Source organism: Quadrisphaera sp. RL12-1S, from assembly GCF_014270065.1.
Lineage (GTDB): Bacteria > Actinomycetota > Actinomycetes > Actinomycetales > Quadrisphaeraceae > Quadrisphaera.
Genome location: NZ_JACNME010000004.1, coordinates 1 through 16728 on the forward strand (window position 1 = coordinate 1; position 16728 = coordinate 16728).

Annotated in this window: 16 protein-coding genes, 2 rRNA genes and 1 riboswitch; all 18 genes read left to right on the forward strand. The window is 76.8% G+C overall.

The window, feature by feature from the left end; all coding sequences use genetic code 11:
- Positions 1–118, forward strand: a 23S ribosomal RNA gene (locus tag H7K62_RS21530); the annotation flags it as partial.
- Positions 119–253: 135 nt separating this feature from the next.
- Positions 254–370 (forward strand): 5S ribosomal RNA (rrf, locus tag H7K62_RS08585).
- 998 nt (positions 371–1368) lie between these two features.
- The gene (locus tag H7K62_RS21535) at positions 1369–2181 is read left to right on the forward strand and encodes a hypothetical protein (RefSeq protein ID WP_222437307.1); all 813 of its coding nucleotides are present in this window, start codon (positions 1369–1371) and stop codon (positions 2179–2181) included.
- A gap of 62 nt (positions 2182–2243) precedes the next feature.
- Entirely contained in the window at positions 2244–2657 is a 414-nt protein-coding gene (locus H7K62_RS08595; protein ID WP_370591678.1) for a tetratricopeptide repeat protein, read from the forward strand.
- Entirely contained in the window at positions 2647–3771 is a 1125-nt protein-coding gene (locus tag H7K62_RS08600; protein WP_186717564.1) for an HAD-IIA family hydrolase, read from the forward strand. Before H7K62_RS08595 ends, H7K62_RS08600 begins: the two co-directional genes overlap by 11 nt.
- Before the next feature lie 104 nt (positions 3772–3875).
- Positions 3876–4550, forward strand: a complete 675-nt coding sequence (locus tag H7K62_RS08605; protein ID WP_186717565.1) for a hypothetical protein — start codon at positions 3876–3878, stop codon at positions 4548–4550.
- Positions 4547–4747, forward strand: coding sequence for a hypothetical protein (locus H7K62_RS23720; protein ID WP_186717566.1), 201 nt, complete (start codon positions 4547–4549; stop codon positions 4745–4747). The genes H7K62_RS08605 and H7K62_RS23720 overlap by 4 nt, the downstream gene beginning before the upstream one ends.
- 5 nt (positions 4748–4752) lie before the next feature.
- A complete protein-coding gene (locus H7K62_RS08615; protein WP_370591679.1) occupies positions 4753–5568 on the forward strand; it encodes a TlyA family RNA methyltransferase in 816 nt (271 codons plus the stop codon).
- A complete protein-coding gene (locus H7K62_RS08620) occupies positions 5565–6521 on the forward strand; it encodes an NAD kinase (RefSeq protein ID WP_186717568.1) in 957 nt (318 codons plus the stop codon). Before H7K62_RS08615 ends, H7K62_RS08620 begins: the two co-directional genes overlap by 4 nt.
- Positions 6518–8293 carry a DNA repair protein RecN gene (recN, locus tag H7K62_RS08625; protein ID WP_370591680.1) on the forward strand — a complete coding sequence of 592 codons (1776 nt, stop codon included), beginning with the start codon at positions 6518–6520 and terminating at the stop codon, positions 8291–8293. The genes H7K62_RS08620 and recN overlap by 4 nt, the downstream gene beginning before the upstream one ends.
- 85 nt (positions 8294–8378) lie before the next feature.
- On the forward strand, positions 8379–10079 hold the full coding sequence (locus H7K62_RS08630; RefSeq protein ID WP_370591681.1) for a CTP synthase: 1701 nt from the start codon (positions 8379–8381) through the stop codon (positions 10077–10079).
- The gene (locus H7K62_RS08635) at positions 10076–10783 is read left to right on the forward strand and encodes an NUDIX domain-containing protein (RefSeq protein WP_222437308.1); all 708 of its coding nucleotides are present in this window, start codon (positions 10076–10078) and stop codon (positions 10781–10783) included. The genes H7K62_RS08630 and H7K62_RS08635 overlap by 4 nt, the downstream gene beginning before the upstream one ends.
- Positions 10784–10787: 4 nt before the next feature.
- Positions 10788–11528, forward strand: coding sequence for a hypothetical protein (locus tag H7K62_RS08640; RefSeq protein WP_186717569.1), 741 nt, complete (start codon positions 10788–10790; stop codon positions 11526–11528).
- Positions 11525–11956 (forward strand): DUF1232 domain-containing protein, encoded by a 432-nt coding sequence (locus H7K62_RS23725; RefSeq protein WP_222437309.1) that lies wholly within the window; start codon positions 11525–11527, stop codon positions 11954–11956. The genes H7K62_RS08640 and H7K62_RS23725 overlap by 4 nt, the downstream gene beginning before the upstream one ends.
- A 116-nt stretch (positions 11957–12072) precedes the next feature.
- Complete coding sequence (locus H7K62_RS08650) at positions 12073–13278, forward strand: DUF4192 domain-containing protein (RefSeq protein WP_186717570.1); 1206 nt, start codon at positions 12073–12075, stop codon at positions 13276–13278.
- 88 nt (positions 13279–13366) lie between these two features.
- Positions 13367–13482, forward strand: a riboswitch (SAM riboswitch).
- Between the two features lie 57 nt (positions 13483–13539).
- The gene (locus H7K62_RS08655) at positions 13540–14853 is read left to right on the forward strand and encodes a bifunctional o-acetylhomoserine/o-acetylserine sulfhydrylase (RefSeq protein ID WP_186717571.1); all 1314 of its coding nucleotides are present in this window, start codon (positions 13540–13542) and stop codon (positions 14851–14853) included.
- Complete coding sequence (gene metX / locus H7K62_RS08660) at positions 14850–16034, forward strand: homoserine O-acetyltransferase MetX (RefSeq protein ID WP_186717572.1); 1185 nt, start codon at positions 14850–14852, stop codon at positions 16032–16034. The genes H7K62_RS08655 and metX overlap by 4 nt, the downstream gene beginning before the upstream one ends.
- A 131-nt stretch (positions 16035–16165) precedes the next feature.
- The gene (locus H7K62_RS08665; RefSeq protein WP_186717573.1) at positions 16166–16528 is read left to right on the forward strand and encodes a universal stress protein; all 363 of its coding nucleotides are present in this window, start codon (positions 16166–16168) and stop codon (positions 16526–16528) included.
- Positions 16529–16728: the final 200 nt, after the last annotated feature.

The window sequence follows — 16728 nt, forward strand, 5'->3', positions numbered from 1 at the left end:
GTCTCCATGGACTTCGAGTCCGAGAGGCTCCCAGCAGACTACTGGGTTGATAGGCCGGATGTGGACGACCAGTAATGGTTGTAGCTGACCGGTACTAATAAGCCGATGACTTGCTACACCCCATCCTTGGTGGTGGAGTGCGTCGGTCAAGGGTTGAAGTTAAGAACGTGAGTTCTGTTCGCGTCCACTGTGCGGTTCCCGAGTCACGGGTGACCACCCCTGCGTTGTTGGGGTGCCGAGAACTCGATAGTGTTACGGCGGTCATAGCGGTGGGGAAACGCCCGGTCCCATTCCGAACCCGGAAGCTAAGCCCACCTGCGCCGATGGTACTGCCCGGGAAGCTGGGTGGGAGAGTAGGTCACCGCCGGACATCCTTTCGTCGAGGGGGGTCGTCCACTGCAGAGGTGCAGTGGACGATCCCCCTCGATGCGTTGGCCGACGATCGCGTGACACCCCGAGGAGGACCCCGTGCAGGATGACGAGCAGCGCAGGAGCGACAGGACGTCGTCCTCTCGTGCGGGTGGCTCCCGGTCTGGCGACCGCGGCCCCTCGTCGCCGCGTGGCGGTGCTGGGGCTGGGCGCTCCGGGGGAGCGTCTGCCGGGTGGCAGCGCGGTGGTCCCGCGCGTGCGGGGGGCCGTCCCGCGGCTGGTGGCTCCGCTGGCGGACGCGGCGGACCCGCTGACCGCCCCCAGCGGGGTGAGCGGCAGCAGTGGAACGACCGCGGCCCCCGTCCGGCGCGTGACGACCGCGGCGGTGACCGACCGGTCGGCGGGGACCGTCCCTTCGGCGCCCGCGACGGCGGCCGGCCCGCTGCCGGCGGCTCCCGCTTCCAGGGGTCCGACCGTCCCCAGCGACCCGACCAGGCCAGCGGCGGTGCGGGACGGCCGTTCCGCAGCGGTCCCCGCGACGCCGCTGGTGGCAGGCCGGCCGACCGTCCCTCCGGTGGGTTCGGCGCGGGCCGCGCCGACCGTGCTGGCGGTGCAGACAGGTCCGCCCCCCGCGCCGGTGGCTACGGGGTTCCCCGCAGTGGCGCCCCCGGCCGTTCCGGTCCTTCCACCTACGGTGGCGCACCGTCCCGCAGCGGCGCTCCGTCTCGCAGCGGTGCTCCGTCTCGCACCGGCGGTCCCTCCCGCGGAGGTGCTCCGTCGCGCGGAGGTGCCGCTGCGGGCGGCGGGCGCTTCGGCGGTCGTGACGGTGGACGTGATGGCGGGGGCGCCGGTCGCGCCGGCGGGCCCGGTCGCGCTCCCAGCGCTGCTCGTCCGTGGGACCGCGACCGCAGCGCGCCGTCCACCTCGCGCCGCGGGCCCGCCCACCGCGACGAGCCCCGCCTGCCCGACACCATCACCGGTACCGAGCTGGACCGCGAGGTGCGCTCGGACCTGCTGACCCTGTCCAAGGACACGGCCGTCGTCGTCTCCCGGCACCTGGTGGCTGCCGGTCGCCTCATGGACACCGACCCCGAGGCCGCCTACGCCCACGCTGCCGCGGCGGCGCGGCGTGCCGGGCGCATCGGTTCCGTGCGCGAGGCCGCCGGCCTCGCCGCGTACGCCGCGGGTCGCTTCGAGGACGCACTGCGCGAGCTGCGCACGGCCCGACGCCTGACCGGGTCCGACGTCCACCTCCCCGTGCTCGCCGACTGCGAGCGGGGACTGGGCCGGCCCGAGCGGGCGCTCGACCTCGCCGCGACCCCCGAGGTGGCCCGGCTGGACCTCGCGGGGCGCATCGAGATGCGCATCGTCGCCGCCGGCGCCCGGCAGGACCTCGGCCAGGCCGAGGCCGCGGTGGTCTCCCTGCAGGGCCCCGAGCTCGACAGCAAGAGCCGGGAGCCCTGGCACGCCCGCCTGATGTCCGCCTACGCGGACGCCCTCGAGGCGGCCGGTCGGCACGGCGAGGCCCAGGCCTGGCTGCAGCGCGCCGCCGCCGCTGACACGACGGGCGAGACCGGCGCCGCTGACCGCCTGACCGGTGAGGACCCGGACGACCAGGACGACGTCGTGGTGTACGACCTCCTCGAGGACTCCGAGGACTCCGAGGACTCCGAGGACTCCGAGGACTCCGAGGACTCCGAGGGCTCCGAGGGCTCCGAGGGCTCCGAGGACTCCGAGGACTCCGAGGACTCCGAGGACTCCGAGGACGCCGAGGACGCCGAGGACGCCGAGGACTCCCAGCCGCGCAGCTGACCCCGAGTCCGATCGAGAGCCCCGCGGCGCCGTCCGCGGGGCTCTCGTCGTACCGTCGCCGGGTGTCCAGCGACCCCGGAGCCCCCAGCGGTGGTGCCTACGAGTGGCTGCAGCGCGGGCTGGCGCTGCTCAGCAGCGGAGACGCCGAGGCGGCGGCGGTGCTGCTGGAGCGCGCGAACCGGGACCAGCCCGGTTCTGCCAGCGTGCTCGAAGCCCTCGCCCGCGCCCAGTTCGACGCCGGCCGCGTCGGCCAGGCCGCGACCACCTTCGCCTCACTGGTCGAGGTCGCCCCCGACTCCGACTACGCCCGCTTCGGCTTGGGGCTGAGCCTGTCCCGGCTGGACAGGTTCCCCGAGGCCGCCGAACAGCTGGCCCTGGCGGTCGCCATGCGGCCCGACCGCCCCGAGTACCGAGACTCGCTCACCCAGGTAAGGGCGACGCTGCGCGCCCGCAAGGAGGCCACCGGTGACCGGTAGCACTGAGAACACCGCTGTCACCGACAGCACCGACAGCACCGACGGCGGCACGTCCACGCTCGCTGAGGCGCACGACCTGCTGCTGTTCGACCTCGACGGGGTCGTCTACGTCGGTGAGGACGCCGTCCCCGGCGCCGTGGAGGCGATCGGGCGCGCCTACGACGACGGCAGGGCCGTCGGGTACGCCACCAACAACGCCTCCCGCACCCCGCAGGAGGTGGCCGACCACCTCCGCCGCCTGGGCATCCGCGCCCGTGACGAGGAGGTCACCACCTCCTCGCAGGCCGCTGCGCAGCTGGTGGTCGAGCGCCTCGGCGCCGGTGCCCGCGTGCTGCCCGTGGGCGGTCCCGGCGTGCGGGCCGCCCTGGTCGAGGCCGGCCTCGAGCCGGTCACCCCCGCTGACGAGCACCCCGCCGCGGTCGTGCAGGGCTTCGGACGCCAGCTCGGCTGGAGCGACCTCGCGGACGCCGCCGCGGCCGTGCGCGGCGGGGCGCTGTGGGTGGCCACCAACACCGACCTGACCCTGCCCACCGAGCGGGGCCCCGCCCCCGGCAACGGCTCCCTGGTCGGCGCGGTCCGCAACGCCGTCGACGTCGACCCCCTGGTGGCGGGCAAGCCCCAGCCCACGCTGTTCCACGCCGCCGCCGCGCGCGCGGGGGCCCAGCGCCCGCTGGTGGTGGGCGACCGGCTCGACACCGACGTCGCGGGCGCCGTGAACTCGGGCATGACCGGCGCGCTGGTGCTCACCGGTCTCACCAGCGCCGTCGCGCTGGTCGCCGCGCCCGCCGGGCAGCGCCCCGACCTCGTCCTGCCCGACCTCGGTGCGCTGCACGCCCCGGCCCCGTCCACCGCCCGCCTGGTGGAGGGCGGCGCGGTCTGCGGCGGTGCCCGGGTGGTGCTCGAGGGCGGGTCGCTGTCCGGGGCGGACGGCTCGCCCGCGGCGGGGGCCCCGCTGGAGGACCTGCTCGACCTGCTCCGTGCGGCGTGCGCCGCGGCGTGGGCCTCCCAGGACGCCCGGGACGACGACGGGCCGGCGGTCCAGCTGGACGCCGACCTCACCTCGGCCCTCACCGACCTCAGCGTCCGCTGCCGGCGGGAGCAGCCGTCAGGCTGACCACCCGCTCCGCCGGGTAGCGTGAGGCGGGCGCAGGTGCGCCCGCAGCGGTGCGCTCGAGACGCGCTCGAGCGTGTGCACAGGACGTGCACGGGAGGGGAGCCATGACCTTCGAGGGACTGCGCGGCTACGCGCAGGCGGCCAACGACCTCTCGGCCATCGCCCGCGCGCGCCTGCTGGAGGCGGTCCGCGAGGCGGTCCGGGCGGAGGTCGAGCGCGCCGGCGTCGCCGTGGGGCTCGCCAGCGCCGAGGAGGTCGCCGCCCTCAAGCGCTCGGTCGACCGCCTCCAGCGCCGCGTCGCGGCGCTGGAGGGAGCGTCGCAGGGCGCACCGTCGCCGTCGTCGTCCTCCGGGACCGGCGGGTCGGACACCGCGTCGAGGCCGGCCCGGCGCCCCTCGGCCGCCCGGGCGCGGGCGACCTCCCGCAGCGGTGTCGGCGGCCGCCCGCCGGCCGGTGCCCCGCACTCCACCCGCCCCTCGGCCCCGGCCGCGCCGCCCGCAGCGCCGCCGACCCCCGAGGCGAGCGGCCCGGAGACCACGACGACGACGGAGGCGCCCGCGCCGGACGCACCGCCGGCGCCCGCTCGCCGCCCGTCCGCCCGCGCGACCACCCGGCGCCGTCCCACCGCCGCGCAGGCCCGGGCGGACGCCGCCTCCGGCCCTGCCGGCCAGGAGGAGCCGGCCCCGCGCGTCACCCCGGTCCGCCGCCCCCGCAAGGCCACCGCCGGCACGGACGAGGCCGCGGCCGAGGACGGGCAGAACAGCGGCGGGCGCCCGTGACCTCCGCTGTGACCTCCGGCGCGGTCTCCGAAGCGACCTCCGACGGCCTGCCGCGCACCGGCGACGCCGCTGTCGACGCCGCCCTGGCACCGCTGCACGCCGTCGCCGCTGCTCCGGGGGCAGACCCCCTGGCGGCCTCGCGCGCCCTCTCGCAGGCGCACCAGGCGCTGCGCGCCCGCCTGGCCGACGCCGGGTGAGCCCCGTGGCGCGTCGGCAGCGCCTCGACGCCGAGCTGGTGCGGCGCGGCCTGGCCCGCTCCCGCGAGCACGCCGGTGAGCTGGTGGCCGCGGGGCGGGTGACCGTCGGCGGTGCCGTGGCGTCCAAGCCGGCGACGCAGGTCGAGGCCAGCGCCGCCGTCGTCGTCAAGGACGACGCCGACGACGCGGGCTGGGCCAGCCGCGGCGCCCACAAGCTGCTGGGTGCGCTGGAGGCCACCGGCGTCGCGGTGGAGGGCAGGCGCTGCCTGGACGCCGGCGCGTCGACCGGCGGGTTCACCGACGTGCTGCTGCGCGCCGGCGCCGCCTCCGTCGTGGCCGTCGACGTCGGCTACGGGCAGCTGCTGTGGCGGCTGCGCAACGACGACCGCGTCGAGGTGCACGACCGCACCAACGTGCGCGAGCTGACCGCCGAGCAGGTGGCGCCCGCGCCGTCGCTGGTGGTGGCCGACCTGTCGTTCATCTCGCTGCGGCTCGTGCTGCCGGCGCTGGTCCGCTCGGCCGCGCCCGACGCCGACCTGCTGCTCATGGTGAAGCCGCAGTTCGAGGTGGGTCGCGAGCGCCTCGGGTCGGGCGGTGTCGTGCGCGACCCGCAGCTGCGCGCCAGCGCCGTCCGCGACGTGGTGGCCGCGGCCGGTGAGCTGGGCCTGCGGCTGCACGCCTGCGCGGCCAGCCCGCTGCCCGGGCCCAGCGGCAACGTGGAGTACTTCGTGCACCTGCGCGGCGGGGAGCCGCTGCCGCCCGAGGAGGTCGAGCAGCTCGTGGCCACCGCTGTCGCCGAAGGACCGGGAGGAACGCCGTGAGGCGAGTGCTCGTGCTGACCCACACCGGACGCCAGGACGCGGTCGACGCGGCCCGCCAGCTGGTGGCCCTGCTCGACGCCGCCGGGATCGAGCCGGTGCTGCTCGACGACGAGGCCGCCGACATCCCCGACTGCACGGGCGTGCGGCGGGTGCAGCCGGGGAACCTCGACGGGCTCGAGCTCGTCGTCGTCGTCGGCGGTGACGGCACGGTGCTGCGCGGAGCGGAGCTGGTGCACGGCACGGGCGTGCCGCTGCTCGGGGTGAACCTGGGCCGGGTCGGCTTCCTCGCCGAGATCGAGCGGGACGCCCTGGAGAGCACCGTCACGCACGTCGCCGCCCGCGACTACGGCGTGGAGGAGCGCCTCACGCTGCAGGTGGACATCGTCGAGGGCGGTGTGGTGCGCGCCACCTCCTGGGCCCTCAACGACGTCAGCGTGGAGAAGGGCGCGCGCGAGCGCGTCCTGGAGCTCGTGACCGAGGTGGACGGGCGCCCGGTGTCCACCTACGGCTGCGACGGCGTGGTCATGGCCACGCCCACCGGCTCCACCGCGTACGCGTTCTCCGCCGGCGGGCCGGTCGTGTGGCCGGGGGTGGAGGCGCTGCTCATGGTGCCGATCTCCGCGCACGCGCTGTTCGCGCGCCCGCTCGTGGTGAGCCCCGACTCGGTGATGGCCGTGGAGGTGCTCGAGCGCAACCAGACCGACGGCGTGGTGTGGTGCGACGGGCGCCGCGCCGTGCAGGTGCGCCCCGGCGCCCGCATCGAGGTGCGCCGCGGCCCGGAGCCCGTGCGCCTGGCGCACATCAGCACCGGCCCGTTCACCGACCGGCTCGTGGCCAAGTTCGGCCTGGCCGTCGGGGGGTGGCGCGGTCCCGACGACGGTGCTCCCCAGGGGGTGGCCGGAGCCGGTCACTCCTCCACCCGGCGCCCCGCCCCGCCCCGCGGGATCGGGTGAGGGCCGTGCTGGAGGAGGTGCGGATCCGCTCCCTGGGCGTCATCACCGACGCCACGCTGGAGCTGTCCGGCGGGTTCACCGTCATCACGGGGGAGACCGGCGCCGGCAAGACCATGCTGGTCACCGGGCTGGGGCTGCTGCTGGGCGCGCGCGCCGACGCCGGGTCGGTGCGCCGCGGAGCCGACTCCGCCGTGGTGGAGGGCCGGTTCCTGGTGGCCCCCGGCAGCCGGGCCGCCGCCCGGGCCGCGGAGGCGGGCGCGGAGCTCGACGACGACGTGCTCATCGTGGCCCGCAGCGTCTCCGCCACCGGACGCGGCCGCGCGCACGCGGGCGGTCGCTCGGTGCCGGTGGCGGTGCTGTCCGAGCTCGCCGACGACCTCGTGGCCGTGCACGGCCAGTCCGAGCAGGTGCTGCTGCGCTCGCCGGCCCGCCAGCGCCAGGCGCTGGACAGGTTCGCCGCCGACGCCGTCGCCGAGCCGCTGGGGCGCTACGCGGCCGCCTGGCGCCGGCTCGGGGCGCTGGACGCCGAGCTCGCCGAGATCGTCACCACGGCGCGGGAGCGGGCCGCCGAGGCGGAGCTGCTGCGCGCAGGGCTCGACCAGGTGGAGGCCGTGGCCCCGCAGCCGGGGGAGGACCGCGCGCTGGCGGCCGAGGCCGACCGGCTCGACCACGCCGAGGAGCTGCGCGCTGCGGCGGCCCTGGCCCACGCCGCCCTCACCGGCGACCCGCTGGCCGAGGACGCCCCCGACGCGGCCTCGCTCATCGAGGCCGCGCGGCGGCCGCTGGAGGCCGTGCGCGAGCACGACCCGCACCTGGGGTCCCTGGCCGACCAGCTGGCCGAGGTCGGCTACCTGGTCGCCGACGCCGCCGCCGAGCTCGCCTCTGCCGCGGAGGCCGTCGACGTCGACCCGGTGCGGCTGGCCGCCGTGCAGGACCGGCGGGCCCAGCTGACCGCGCTCGTGCGGGCGCTGCCGGCAGCCGTCCCGGACCGGGCCGCGCAGGCCGACGACGCGCCGACCGGCGTCGACGCGGTGCTGGCCTGGGCCGAGGCGGCCTCCCCGCGCCTGCTCGAGCTGGACGGCGACGGCGACCGGACCGCCGACCTGCGCGCCGAGCGCGACGGGCTCGTGGCCCAGCTGCTGGCGGTGGCCGCCGAGGTCACCGCGGCGCGCGCCAGCGCCGCCGAGCGCCTGTCCGAGCTGGCCACCGCCGAGCTGCCCGGGCTGGCCATGCCGCACGCGCAGCTGCTGGTGCAGGTCGCGCCGTCGCCGCCCTCCTCGGCCGACCGGGAGGGGCTGCCGGGCCTGGGCGCCACCGGCGCCGACGACGTGGCGCTGCTGCTGCGCCCCTCACCGGGGCAGGCGGAGCGCCCCCTGGCCAAGGGCGCCTCCGGCGGCGAGCTGTCCCGGGTCATGCTGGCGCTGGAGCTGGTGCTGGCCGCCAGCGACGTGGTCCCCACGTTCGTCTTCGACGAGGTCGACGCCGGGGTGGGCGGCAAGGCCGCGGTGGGGATCGGCCGGCGCCTGGCGCGGCTGGCGCGCGACCGGCAGGTCGTCGTCGTGACCCACCTGCCGCAGGTGGCGGCGTGGGCCGACCAGCACCTGCGGGTGGCCAAGGCCGTGGACGGGCAGGTCACCGTCAGCGGCGTGACGGCGCTGGACGGCGAGGAGCGCGTGGTGGAGCTCGCGCGGATGCTGGCCGGCCAGGAGGAGTCGGGCTCGGCGCGCGCGCACGCCGAGGAGCTGCTGGTGGCGGCCGCGAAGGAGCGCTGAGGGCGCCGGCGCGGGTGCGCCCGGCCGCGTGACGCCGGACCAGCGGGCCCGGGGAGGTCCGGGGCCGCTGGTAGGCTGGCAGCCCGTGGCGAAACGCGGAACGCAGGGTCAGCGCGGGGGCACCACCCGGCACATCTTCGTGACCGGGGGCGTTGCCTCCTCCCTCGGCAAGGGTCTGACGGCTTCGAGCCTCGGCCACCTCCTCCGCGGTCGCGGGCTGCGGGTCTCGATGCAGAAGCTCGACCCGTACCTCAACGTCGACCCGGGCACCATGAACCCGTTCGAGCACGGTGAGGTCTTCGTCACCGACGACGGCGCCGAGACCGACCTCGACATCGGCCACTACGAGCGCTTCCTCGGGGTGGACCTCGACGCCGCGGCGAACGTCACCACCGGCCAGATCTACTCCACGGTGATCGCCAAGGAGAGGCGCGGGGAGTTCCTCGGGCACACCGTGCAGGTGATCCCGCACATCACCGACGAGATCGTCGAGCGGATGCGCGCGCAGGCGAAGCCCGGCCCGGACGGCGAGCCCGCCCCGGACGTCATCATCACCGAGGTCGGCGGCACCGTCGGTGACATCGAGTCGCTGCCGTTCCTCGAGGCCGCGCGCCAGGTGCGCCAGCGGATCGGGCGCGACAACTGCTTCTTCGTGCACGTCTCCCTGGTGCCCTACCTGGGCCCCTCCGGCGAGCTCAAGACCAAGCCGACCCAGCACTCGGTGGCCTCGCTGCGCAGCATCGGCATCCAGCCCGACGCGATCGTGCTGCGCTCGGACCGCACCGTGCCGGAGTCGGTCAAGCGCAAGATCGCCGCGATGTGCGACGTCGACGAGGACGCCGTGGTCAACGCCGTGGACGCCGCCTCCATCTACGACATCCCCAAGGTGCTGCACGGCGAGGGGCTGGACGCCTACGCCGTGCGCCGCCTCGACCTGCCGTTCCGCGACGTCGACTGGACCGCGTGGGACGAGCTGCTGCGCCGGGTGCACCGCCCGGCGCACACCGTGGTGCTGGCGCTGGTGGGCAAGTACATCGACCTGCCCGACGCCTACCTGTCGGTCACCGAGGCCATCCGCGCCGGCGGCATCGCCTGCGACGCGCGGATCCAGCTGCGCTGGGTCGCCTCCGACACGTGCACCACGCCCGAGGGCGCCCGCCGCGAGCTGTCCGGGGTCGACGCGGTCTGCGTGCCCGGCGGCTTCGGCGTGCGCGGTATCGAGGGCAAGCTGGGCGCGCTGAAGTGGGCCCGGGAGAACCAGGTGCCCACCCTCGGGCTGTGCCTGGGCCTGCAGTGCATGGTCATCGAGCACGCGCGCAACGTCGCCGGCATCGAGGGCGCCTCCAGCACCGAGTTCGAGCCGGGCGCGTCCGACCCGGTCATCGCGACCATGGCCGAGCAGGAGCACATCGTCTCCGGCGACGGCGACCTCGGCGGCACCATGCGCCTGGGCCTGTACCCCGCCGTCCTCGCCGAGGGCTCGGTGGTGGCGGAGGCGTACGGCTCCACGCAGGTCTCCGAGCGGCACCGCCACCGCTACGAGGTCAACAACTCCTACCGCGGGCGCCTGGAGGAGGCCGGTCTGGTCTTCTCCGGCACCTCGCCCGACCGGGGTCTGGTCGAGTACGTCGAGCTGCCCCGCGAGGTGCACCCGTACTACGTGGGCACCCAGGCGCACCCCGAGTTCCGCTCCCGCCCCGACCGCGCGCACCCGCTGTTCCAGGGGCTCGTGGCCGCGGCGCTGGCGCGCCAGGCCTCCGAGCGGCTGCTGGAGGTCACCGCGTGAGCGGTGCTGACGGGGGTGGCGCTGGCCTTCCGGCCAGCGCCACGGCCGGGGCCTCGGGAGCCCCGCGCGACGAGCTCGTGACCTCGGCCCCGCGCACCAGCGAGGTGCTCCACCGGGGGTACGTGTGGGACCTCGTCCGCGACGTCGTCGCCCTGGACGGCGTCGAGGGCGGGGCGCTGGGCTCCGGCACGGTGACGCGCGAGCTGCTGCGCCACCCCGGCGCCGTCGGGGTGCTGGCCCTGGACGAGCACGAGCGCATCCTGCTCGTGCGCCAGTACCGCCACCCCGTCGAGCACCTGCTGTGGGAGCTGCCCGCGGGCCTGCTCGACGTGGCGGGGGAGCCCCCGCACCTGGCGGCCGCCCGCGAGCTGGCCGAGGAGGCCGACCTGCGGGCTGGCCGCTACCACGTGCTGCTCGACTGGTTCCTGTCCCCGGGCGGCTCCGACGAGGCGTTCCGCCTGTTCCTGGCGCGCGACCTGTCGCCCGTGCCCGAGGCCGAGCGGCACCACCGCGAGGCCGAGGAGGCGGGGATGGTCTCCACGTGGGTGCCGCTGGAGGCCGCGCGCGACGCCGTGCTGGCCGGGGACCTCAACAGCCCCAGCCTGGTGGCCGGCGTGCTGGCCGCGTGGACCGCGCGCGAGCGGGGCTGGTCCGAGCTGCGCGATCTCGACGCGCCGTGGCCCCAGCACCGGGCCTACCGTTAGGCCCATGCCGCTGCTGCGCCGTTCCAAGGACGAGGACTCCGCCGCCGACGAGGCGCTGGCGAAGGCGTCGGACGACGCCGACCGGGGTCGCCTGTCGCAGGCCGCCACGCAGCTGGTGCGCCGCCTGGTCGACCTCGGCATCGACGGCGCCGGACCGCTGGCCCCGGCCGCCGACGCCGCCGCGGCGGCCCGGCGCAAGCACAGCGACGTCGAGGACGCGATCGACGCGCTCGTCTCCTCCTCCACCCGCTCCGCGGCCGTCGGCGGCTTCGTCACGGGCCTCGGCGGCTTCGTGACGCTGCCGGTCGCGCTCCCGGCCAACCTCCTGGGCTACTACGTCATCGCCACCCGCACGGTGGCCGGCACGGCGGCGCTGCGCGGCTACGACCTGTCCTCCGAGGAGGTCCGCTCGGCGGTGCTGCTGGTGCTGGCCGACGAGGACGGCGGTGCGCTGCTGACCAAGTTCGGGCTCGCCGGTCCCGGGGGCCTGGTCACCCGCCTCGCGCGCAAGCAGCTCGCCGGCCCCGGGCTCGCGGTGCTCAACAAGGCGATCGGCTTCCAGCTGCTGTCGCGCCTGGGACGCTCCAGCCTGTCGCGCCTGGGACGCGGGCTGCCGCTGGCCGGCGGCCTGCTCGGCGCGGGCCTGGACGCCTACGCGCTGCGCCGCACCGCCAAGGCCGCCCGCGCCGCGTTCCCGCTGCGCCGCGGCAGCGCGGGCGAGGTCACGGGGGGAGCGGGACGGTGAGCCCGGGCGCGCCGCGAGCGGCGCGCAGCGCTCCCGGCGCCGCACGGGCCCTGTGGTGGGCCGTGCGCCGGGGACGCGCCCGCGGGGGCCCGCGCACCTCGGCGGTCTTCGCCTGCGTGCCGCGGCTCGTCCCGGCCGTGGTCACCGGCCGGTACACCGGGTGCTCGCGGGGGCGCCTGGCGCTCATGGCGGGTGCCGCCCTCTACGTGGCCTCGCCGGTCGACCTGCTGCCGGAGGGCCTGCTGGGCCCGGTGGGCCTCGCCGACGACGCAGCCGTCCTCGCCTGGCTCGCCGGGTCCCTGCTGTCGGAGGGACAGGCGTTCCTGGCGTGGGAGGAGCGGCAGCGCTCGGCCGGGGCGTCCCCGCGCCGCCGGTGGCAGGGGCGGGGCAGCCGCTCGACCGTGGTGCCGGGGGACGTCGTCGGCTGAGGGCGAGGTCCGTCATCGGCCCACAGGCGGGGCTCTGAGGGGTCGAGGCGGCGGTCCGTCCACAGGCGCCCCGCAGGCCTTCTGGTGCCGGGGCCGCGGCCACCAGCGTTGACCCCGTGGAGCAGCCCGGAGCCAGCGTCATCAGGAGCAGCAGCCCGTTCGAGGTGCTGTCCCTCGCCGAGCACACCCTCGGCTTCCGCCCCCGCGAGAGCCTGCTGGTGGTCAGCCTGCGGCCTCCGAGGTGGCGCACCGGGGTGGTGGGGAGGGTGGACGTCGCCGCGGTGGACGAGCCGGAGGTGGTGGACGCGGTGGTCCGCCACGTGGTGGCGGACGGCGCCGGGCGGTGCTTCGTCGCCGTGGTCACCGACGAGGGGTGCGTCCCGCCGGCGGAGAGGGGCACCCGCCGCCGGCTGTCCCTGGTGCCCCCGCTCCGGGGCGGGCCGGAGGTGCCGCGGCCGCGGTCCTGGACCGGTGACGGCCTGCTGCCCCTGCCAGGGGCCGACCGCGCCGCCCACGTGTGCGCTGCCCTCGTCCGCGCCGGTGTGGAGCCCGAGCCGTGGCTGCTCCACCGCGGGCGCCTCTACTCCTACTCCTGCGACCGGGGCTGCTGCCCGGCCGAGGGCCTCCCGCTGGAGCGCCTCGGGGCCACGCAGGTGGCGGCGGAGATGGTCCTCGCCGGGCGCGTGCTCCCCGCCGACCGCGCGGGCTGGGAGCGCGGGCTGCGCACCGCGGTGGCGGCGGCCGGGTCGGGTGGCTCGGGTGGCCCGGACGAGCCGAGCGGTCCCCAGGACGCCGGTGATGCCGCGGTCACCGAGGCGCTGGCCGACCTGGCGTCGCGCGGCAGGCCCGGCAGCAGGGCCCTCCGGCGCACCTGGAGCCGCCTGCTCGCGGACGAGACCGCCGCACCCGGCGCGGGTCTGCGCCTGCCCGCGGCCAGCGCGGCGGAGCTGCTCGACGGCCTGCGGCGCCTGCCCCTGCGCGACCAGCTCCTGGCGACGGCGGTGCCCCAGGCCCTGCCGGACCTGGCGGCGGCCCCCGGGGCCGCTGCGGACCCGGACGCCGCCCTCGCCGTGCTGCAGCAGCTGGCCCGCCGGGCGACCGGTTCCTGGCGCGCCGCGGCCACGGGGTGCGCCGCGTACGTCGCCTGGTGCGCCGGCTCGGCGCCGGCTGCCGGGGTCTGGGCCGAGGCGGCGCTCGAGCTCGACCCCGGGCACTCGCTGTCCGCGCTGGTCCTGCAGGCCGTGAGCATCGGTCTGCCGCCGCCCGGCCGGGAGCGCGGCCGGGAGCGCGGCCGGGAGCGCGGCGCGCCGCTGACGGGGTGACGGGGAGGACCGGCCGGTGGGGTGACAGTGGTGTCCACATGCTGAGACGAGGTGGAGTGCCGCTGCGGCGCTGCCTATCCTCCGATGAGGTCATGAGCGCCAGCGCGAAGCCCCGGCTCGCTGGCCGGCAACCCCCGCCCGCGGTGGGGTGCCCCGGGTGATGACCTGGCCGCTCCCCGACCGGGGCAGCGGCAAGCGCGGGCCACGGGCCCGGCGGGCGCTGGCCCGTCGCGCCCTGGCCCTGAGGTCAGGGGAGTACCTGTGAACGACGGTTGGTCCTTCGAGACGCGGCAGATCCACGCCGGCCAGACGGCCGACAGCGCCACCGGCGCCCGCGCCCTGCCGATCTACTCCACGACGTCCTACGTCTTCGACGACGCGGCGGACGCCGCAGACCTGTTCGCGCTGAAGAAGTTCGGCAACATCTACACGCGGATCATGAACCCCACGACCGACGTGGTGGAACAGCGCGTCAACTCCCTCGAGGGAGGCGTCGGCGCGCTCGCGGTCTCCTCGGGGCAGGCCGCCGAGACCCTGGCGCTGCTCAACGTCGCCGAGGCGGGCGACCACGTGGTGGCCAGTGCCAGCCTCTACGGCGGCACGTACAACCTGCTCAAGCGGAGCCTGCCCAAGCTCGGCGTGCAGGTCACCTTCGTCGAGGACCCTGACGACCTGGAGGCGTGGCGGGCCGCGGCGACGCCGCGCACCAAGGCCTTCTTCGCCGAGACGGTCTCGAACCCCCGCTCGCACGTCCTCGACATCAGGGGCGTCTCCGGCGTCGCGCACGAGGTGGGGGTGCCGCTGGTCGTCGACAACACGGTGGCGACGCCGTACCTGCTGCGTCCGCTGGAGCACGGCGCCGACGTCGTCGTCCACTCGGCCACCAAGTACCTCGGCGGCCACGGCACCGCGATCGCCGGCATCATCGTCGACGGCGGCCGGTTCGACTACGGCCAGGGCGACAGGTTCCCGGGCTTCACCACCCCCGACGACAGCTACAACGGCCTCGTCTTCGCGCGGGACCTGGGCGTCGGCAGCCCGCTGGGCGCCAACCTGTCGTACATCCTCAAGGCGCGCGTGCAGCTGCTGCGCGACCTGGGAGCGTCCCTGGCCCCCTTCAACAGCTTCCTCATCGCCCAGGGCCTGGAGACGCTCAGCCTGCGCATCGAGCGGCACGTGGCCAACGCCACCCGCGTGGCGCAGTGGCTCGAGGAGCGCCCGGAGGTGCTGTCCGTCTCCTACGCCGGCCTGCCCTCCAGCCCCTGGTACCAGCGCGCGCAGGAGCTGCTGCCGCGCGGTGTCGGCGCCGTGGTGGCCTTCGAGATCGACGGCGGTGCCGAGGCCGGCCGCCGCTTCGTGGAGGGGCTGGGCCTGCACAGCCACGTCGCCAACATCGGTGACGTGCGCAGCCTGGTGATCCACCCGGCCTCCACCACCCACAGCCAGCTGGACGCCGAGCAGCAGCGCGCCGCGGGGGTCACCCCCGGCCTGGTGCGCCTGGCGGTGGGCCTGGAAGGGATCGAGGACATCCTCGCCGACCTCGAGGCCGGCTTCACCGCCGCGAAGGGCGCATGAGCGGGGCCGCCCGCGGGGAGGGGCCCGGCGCCACGCGGCCGGGAGCGCGCCCGGCCCGGGCGCAGCTGCCGGTCAGCGGCGGCTGGCGCGAGGGGGACCCGGTCGGCGACCGCCTGTTCGCCGACCTCGGCCCGCTCGCCCTGGAGGCCGGGGGGTCCCTTCCCGCGGTGCGGCTCGCCTACGAGACCTGGGGGCGCCTGGACGCCGACCGCAGCAACGCCGTGCTGGTCTGCCACGCGCTCACGGCCGACAGCCACGTCGTCGGGGCGGCCGGGCCGGGCCACCCGACGCCGGGCTGGTGGTCCGAGCTCGTCGGCCCCGGGCTGGCCATCGACACCGACCGCTGGTTCGTCGTGGCGCCCAACGTGCTCGGCGGCTGCCAGGGCAGCACCGGCCCGTCGTCCGAGGCGCCCGACGGCCGCCCGTGGGGCAGCCGCTTCCCCTACCTGACCATCCGCGACCAGGTGGCCGCCGAGGTCGCCCTGGCGGACGTCCTCGGCGTGCAGCGCTGGGCGGCCGTCGTCGGCGGCTCGATGGGCGGCATGCGCGCCGTCGAGCACGCCGTCACCCACCCCGACCGCGTGGAGCGGCTGCTCGCCGTGGCCACCACGGCGCGGGCCACGGCCGACCAGATCGCCTGGTGCGCCCCGCAGCTGGCGGCGGTGCGCTCCGACCCGGGCTGGAACGGCGGCGACTACTACGACGCCGCCCCCGGTGAGGGCCCCCACCGCGGCCTGGGGCTGGCGCGGATGGTCGCCCACACCACCTACCGCTCCGCCGCCGAGCTGGACGCGCGGTTCGGGCGGTCGGCGCAGCCGGGGGAGCAGCCCCTGGGCGGCGGCGGGCGCTTCGCCGTGGAGTCCTACCTGGAGCACCACGCCGACAAGCTGGTCCGCCGCTTCGACGCCGGCTCCTACGTGGTGCTCACCGAGGCCATGAACAGCCACGACGCCGGTCGCGGCCGCGGCGGCACCGCCGCGGCCCTTGGGCGCGTCACGGCCCGCACCCGCGTGGTGGCCGTCGACACCGACCGCCTCTACCCGGTCGCGCTGTCCCAGGAGCTGGCCGACGGAGTGCCCGGCGCCGAGCTGGACGTCGTGGCCTCGCCCTACGGGCACGACGGGTTCCTCATCGAGAGCGAGGCGATCGCCAAGGTGGCCGGGGAGCTCTTCAGCGCCTGAGCGCGGCCCCGGGAGGGCCGCGACCAGCGCTGGTGCGCGTCGCGGCCTCCCGGGTGGGTAGGTTCGCCCCACGGCGAGACGCGCCGTGTCCGCCTGCTGCCCGTCAGCGGCGGGGGAGCGATGGGGGTGCGATGGCGGTCGTCGTGGGCTTCGCCGGGACTGACGAGGGACGGGCCGCGCTGGCCCGGGCGGGGCAGGAGGCGGCCCTGCGCGGCACCTCGCTGCTCGTGGTCGACACCGGCCGCGAGCCGATGCCCGCCGCGGAGCTGCAGGCCGCTCTGGACGGGCTCGACGTCGACCACCAGCTGGTGCCGCCGGGTCCCCTGCGCGACGCCGCCGAGGAGGTCATCACCGCCGCGGAGGGCGCCGAGCTGGTGGTCATCGGCCTGCGCCGCCGCTCCAGCGTGGGGAAGCTGATCCTCGGCGCGAACGCCACGCGCATCCTCCTCGAGTCGCCCTGCCCGGTCATCACCGTCAAGCCCGCCGCCTCCTGAGGCGGTCATCAGAGGCCACCGGGCGCCACGAGCCGCCGACCAGGGGCCCCGGCAGCGCCGCTGCCGGGGCCCCTGGTGCGTCCGATCGGGCGGCACCTGCCGTCCTGCCCGGAAAGTCCCGGGCGGTGGCCCGCACCGCCTCCTGCGCGTGGCACAATGGCTTGCCAAGGTCCTCGGCGACGCATGCCCTGTTCCGGGTA

Coding starts and splice junctions, on each gene's coding strand:
- H7K62_RS08665 (WP_186717573.1), top strand. CDS start 16,166: ATGGCGGTCGTCGTGGGCTTCGCCGGGACTGACGAGGGACGGGCCGCG.
- H7K62_RS08605 (WP_186717565.1), top strand. CDS start 3,876: ATGACCTTCGAGGGACTGCGCGGCTACGCGCAGGCGGCCAACGACCTC.
- H7K62_RS08640 (WP_186717569.1), top strand. CDS start 10,788: ATGCCGCTGCTGCGCCGTTCCAAGGACGAGGACTCCGCCGCCGACGAG.
- metX (WP_186717572.1), top strand. CDS start 14,850: ATGAGCGGGGCCGCCCGCGGGGAGGGGCCCGGCGCCACGCGGCCGGGA.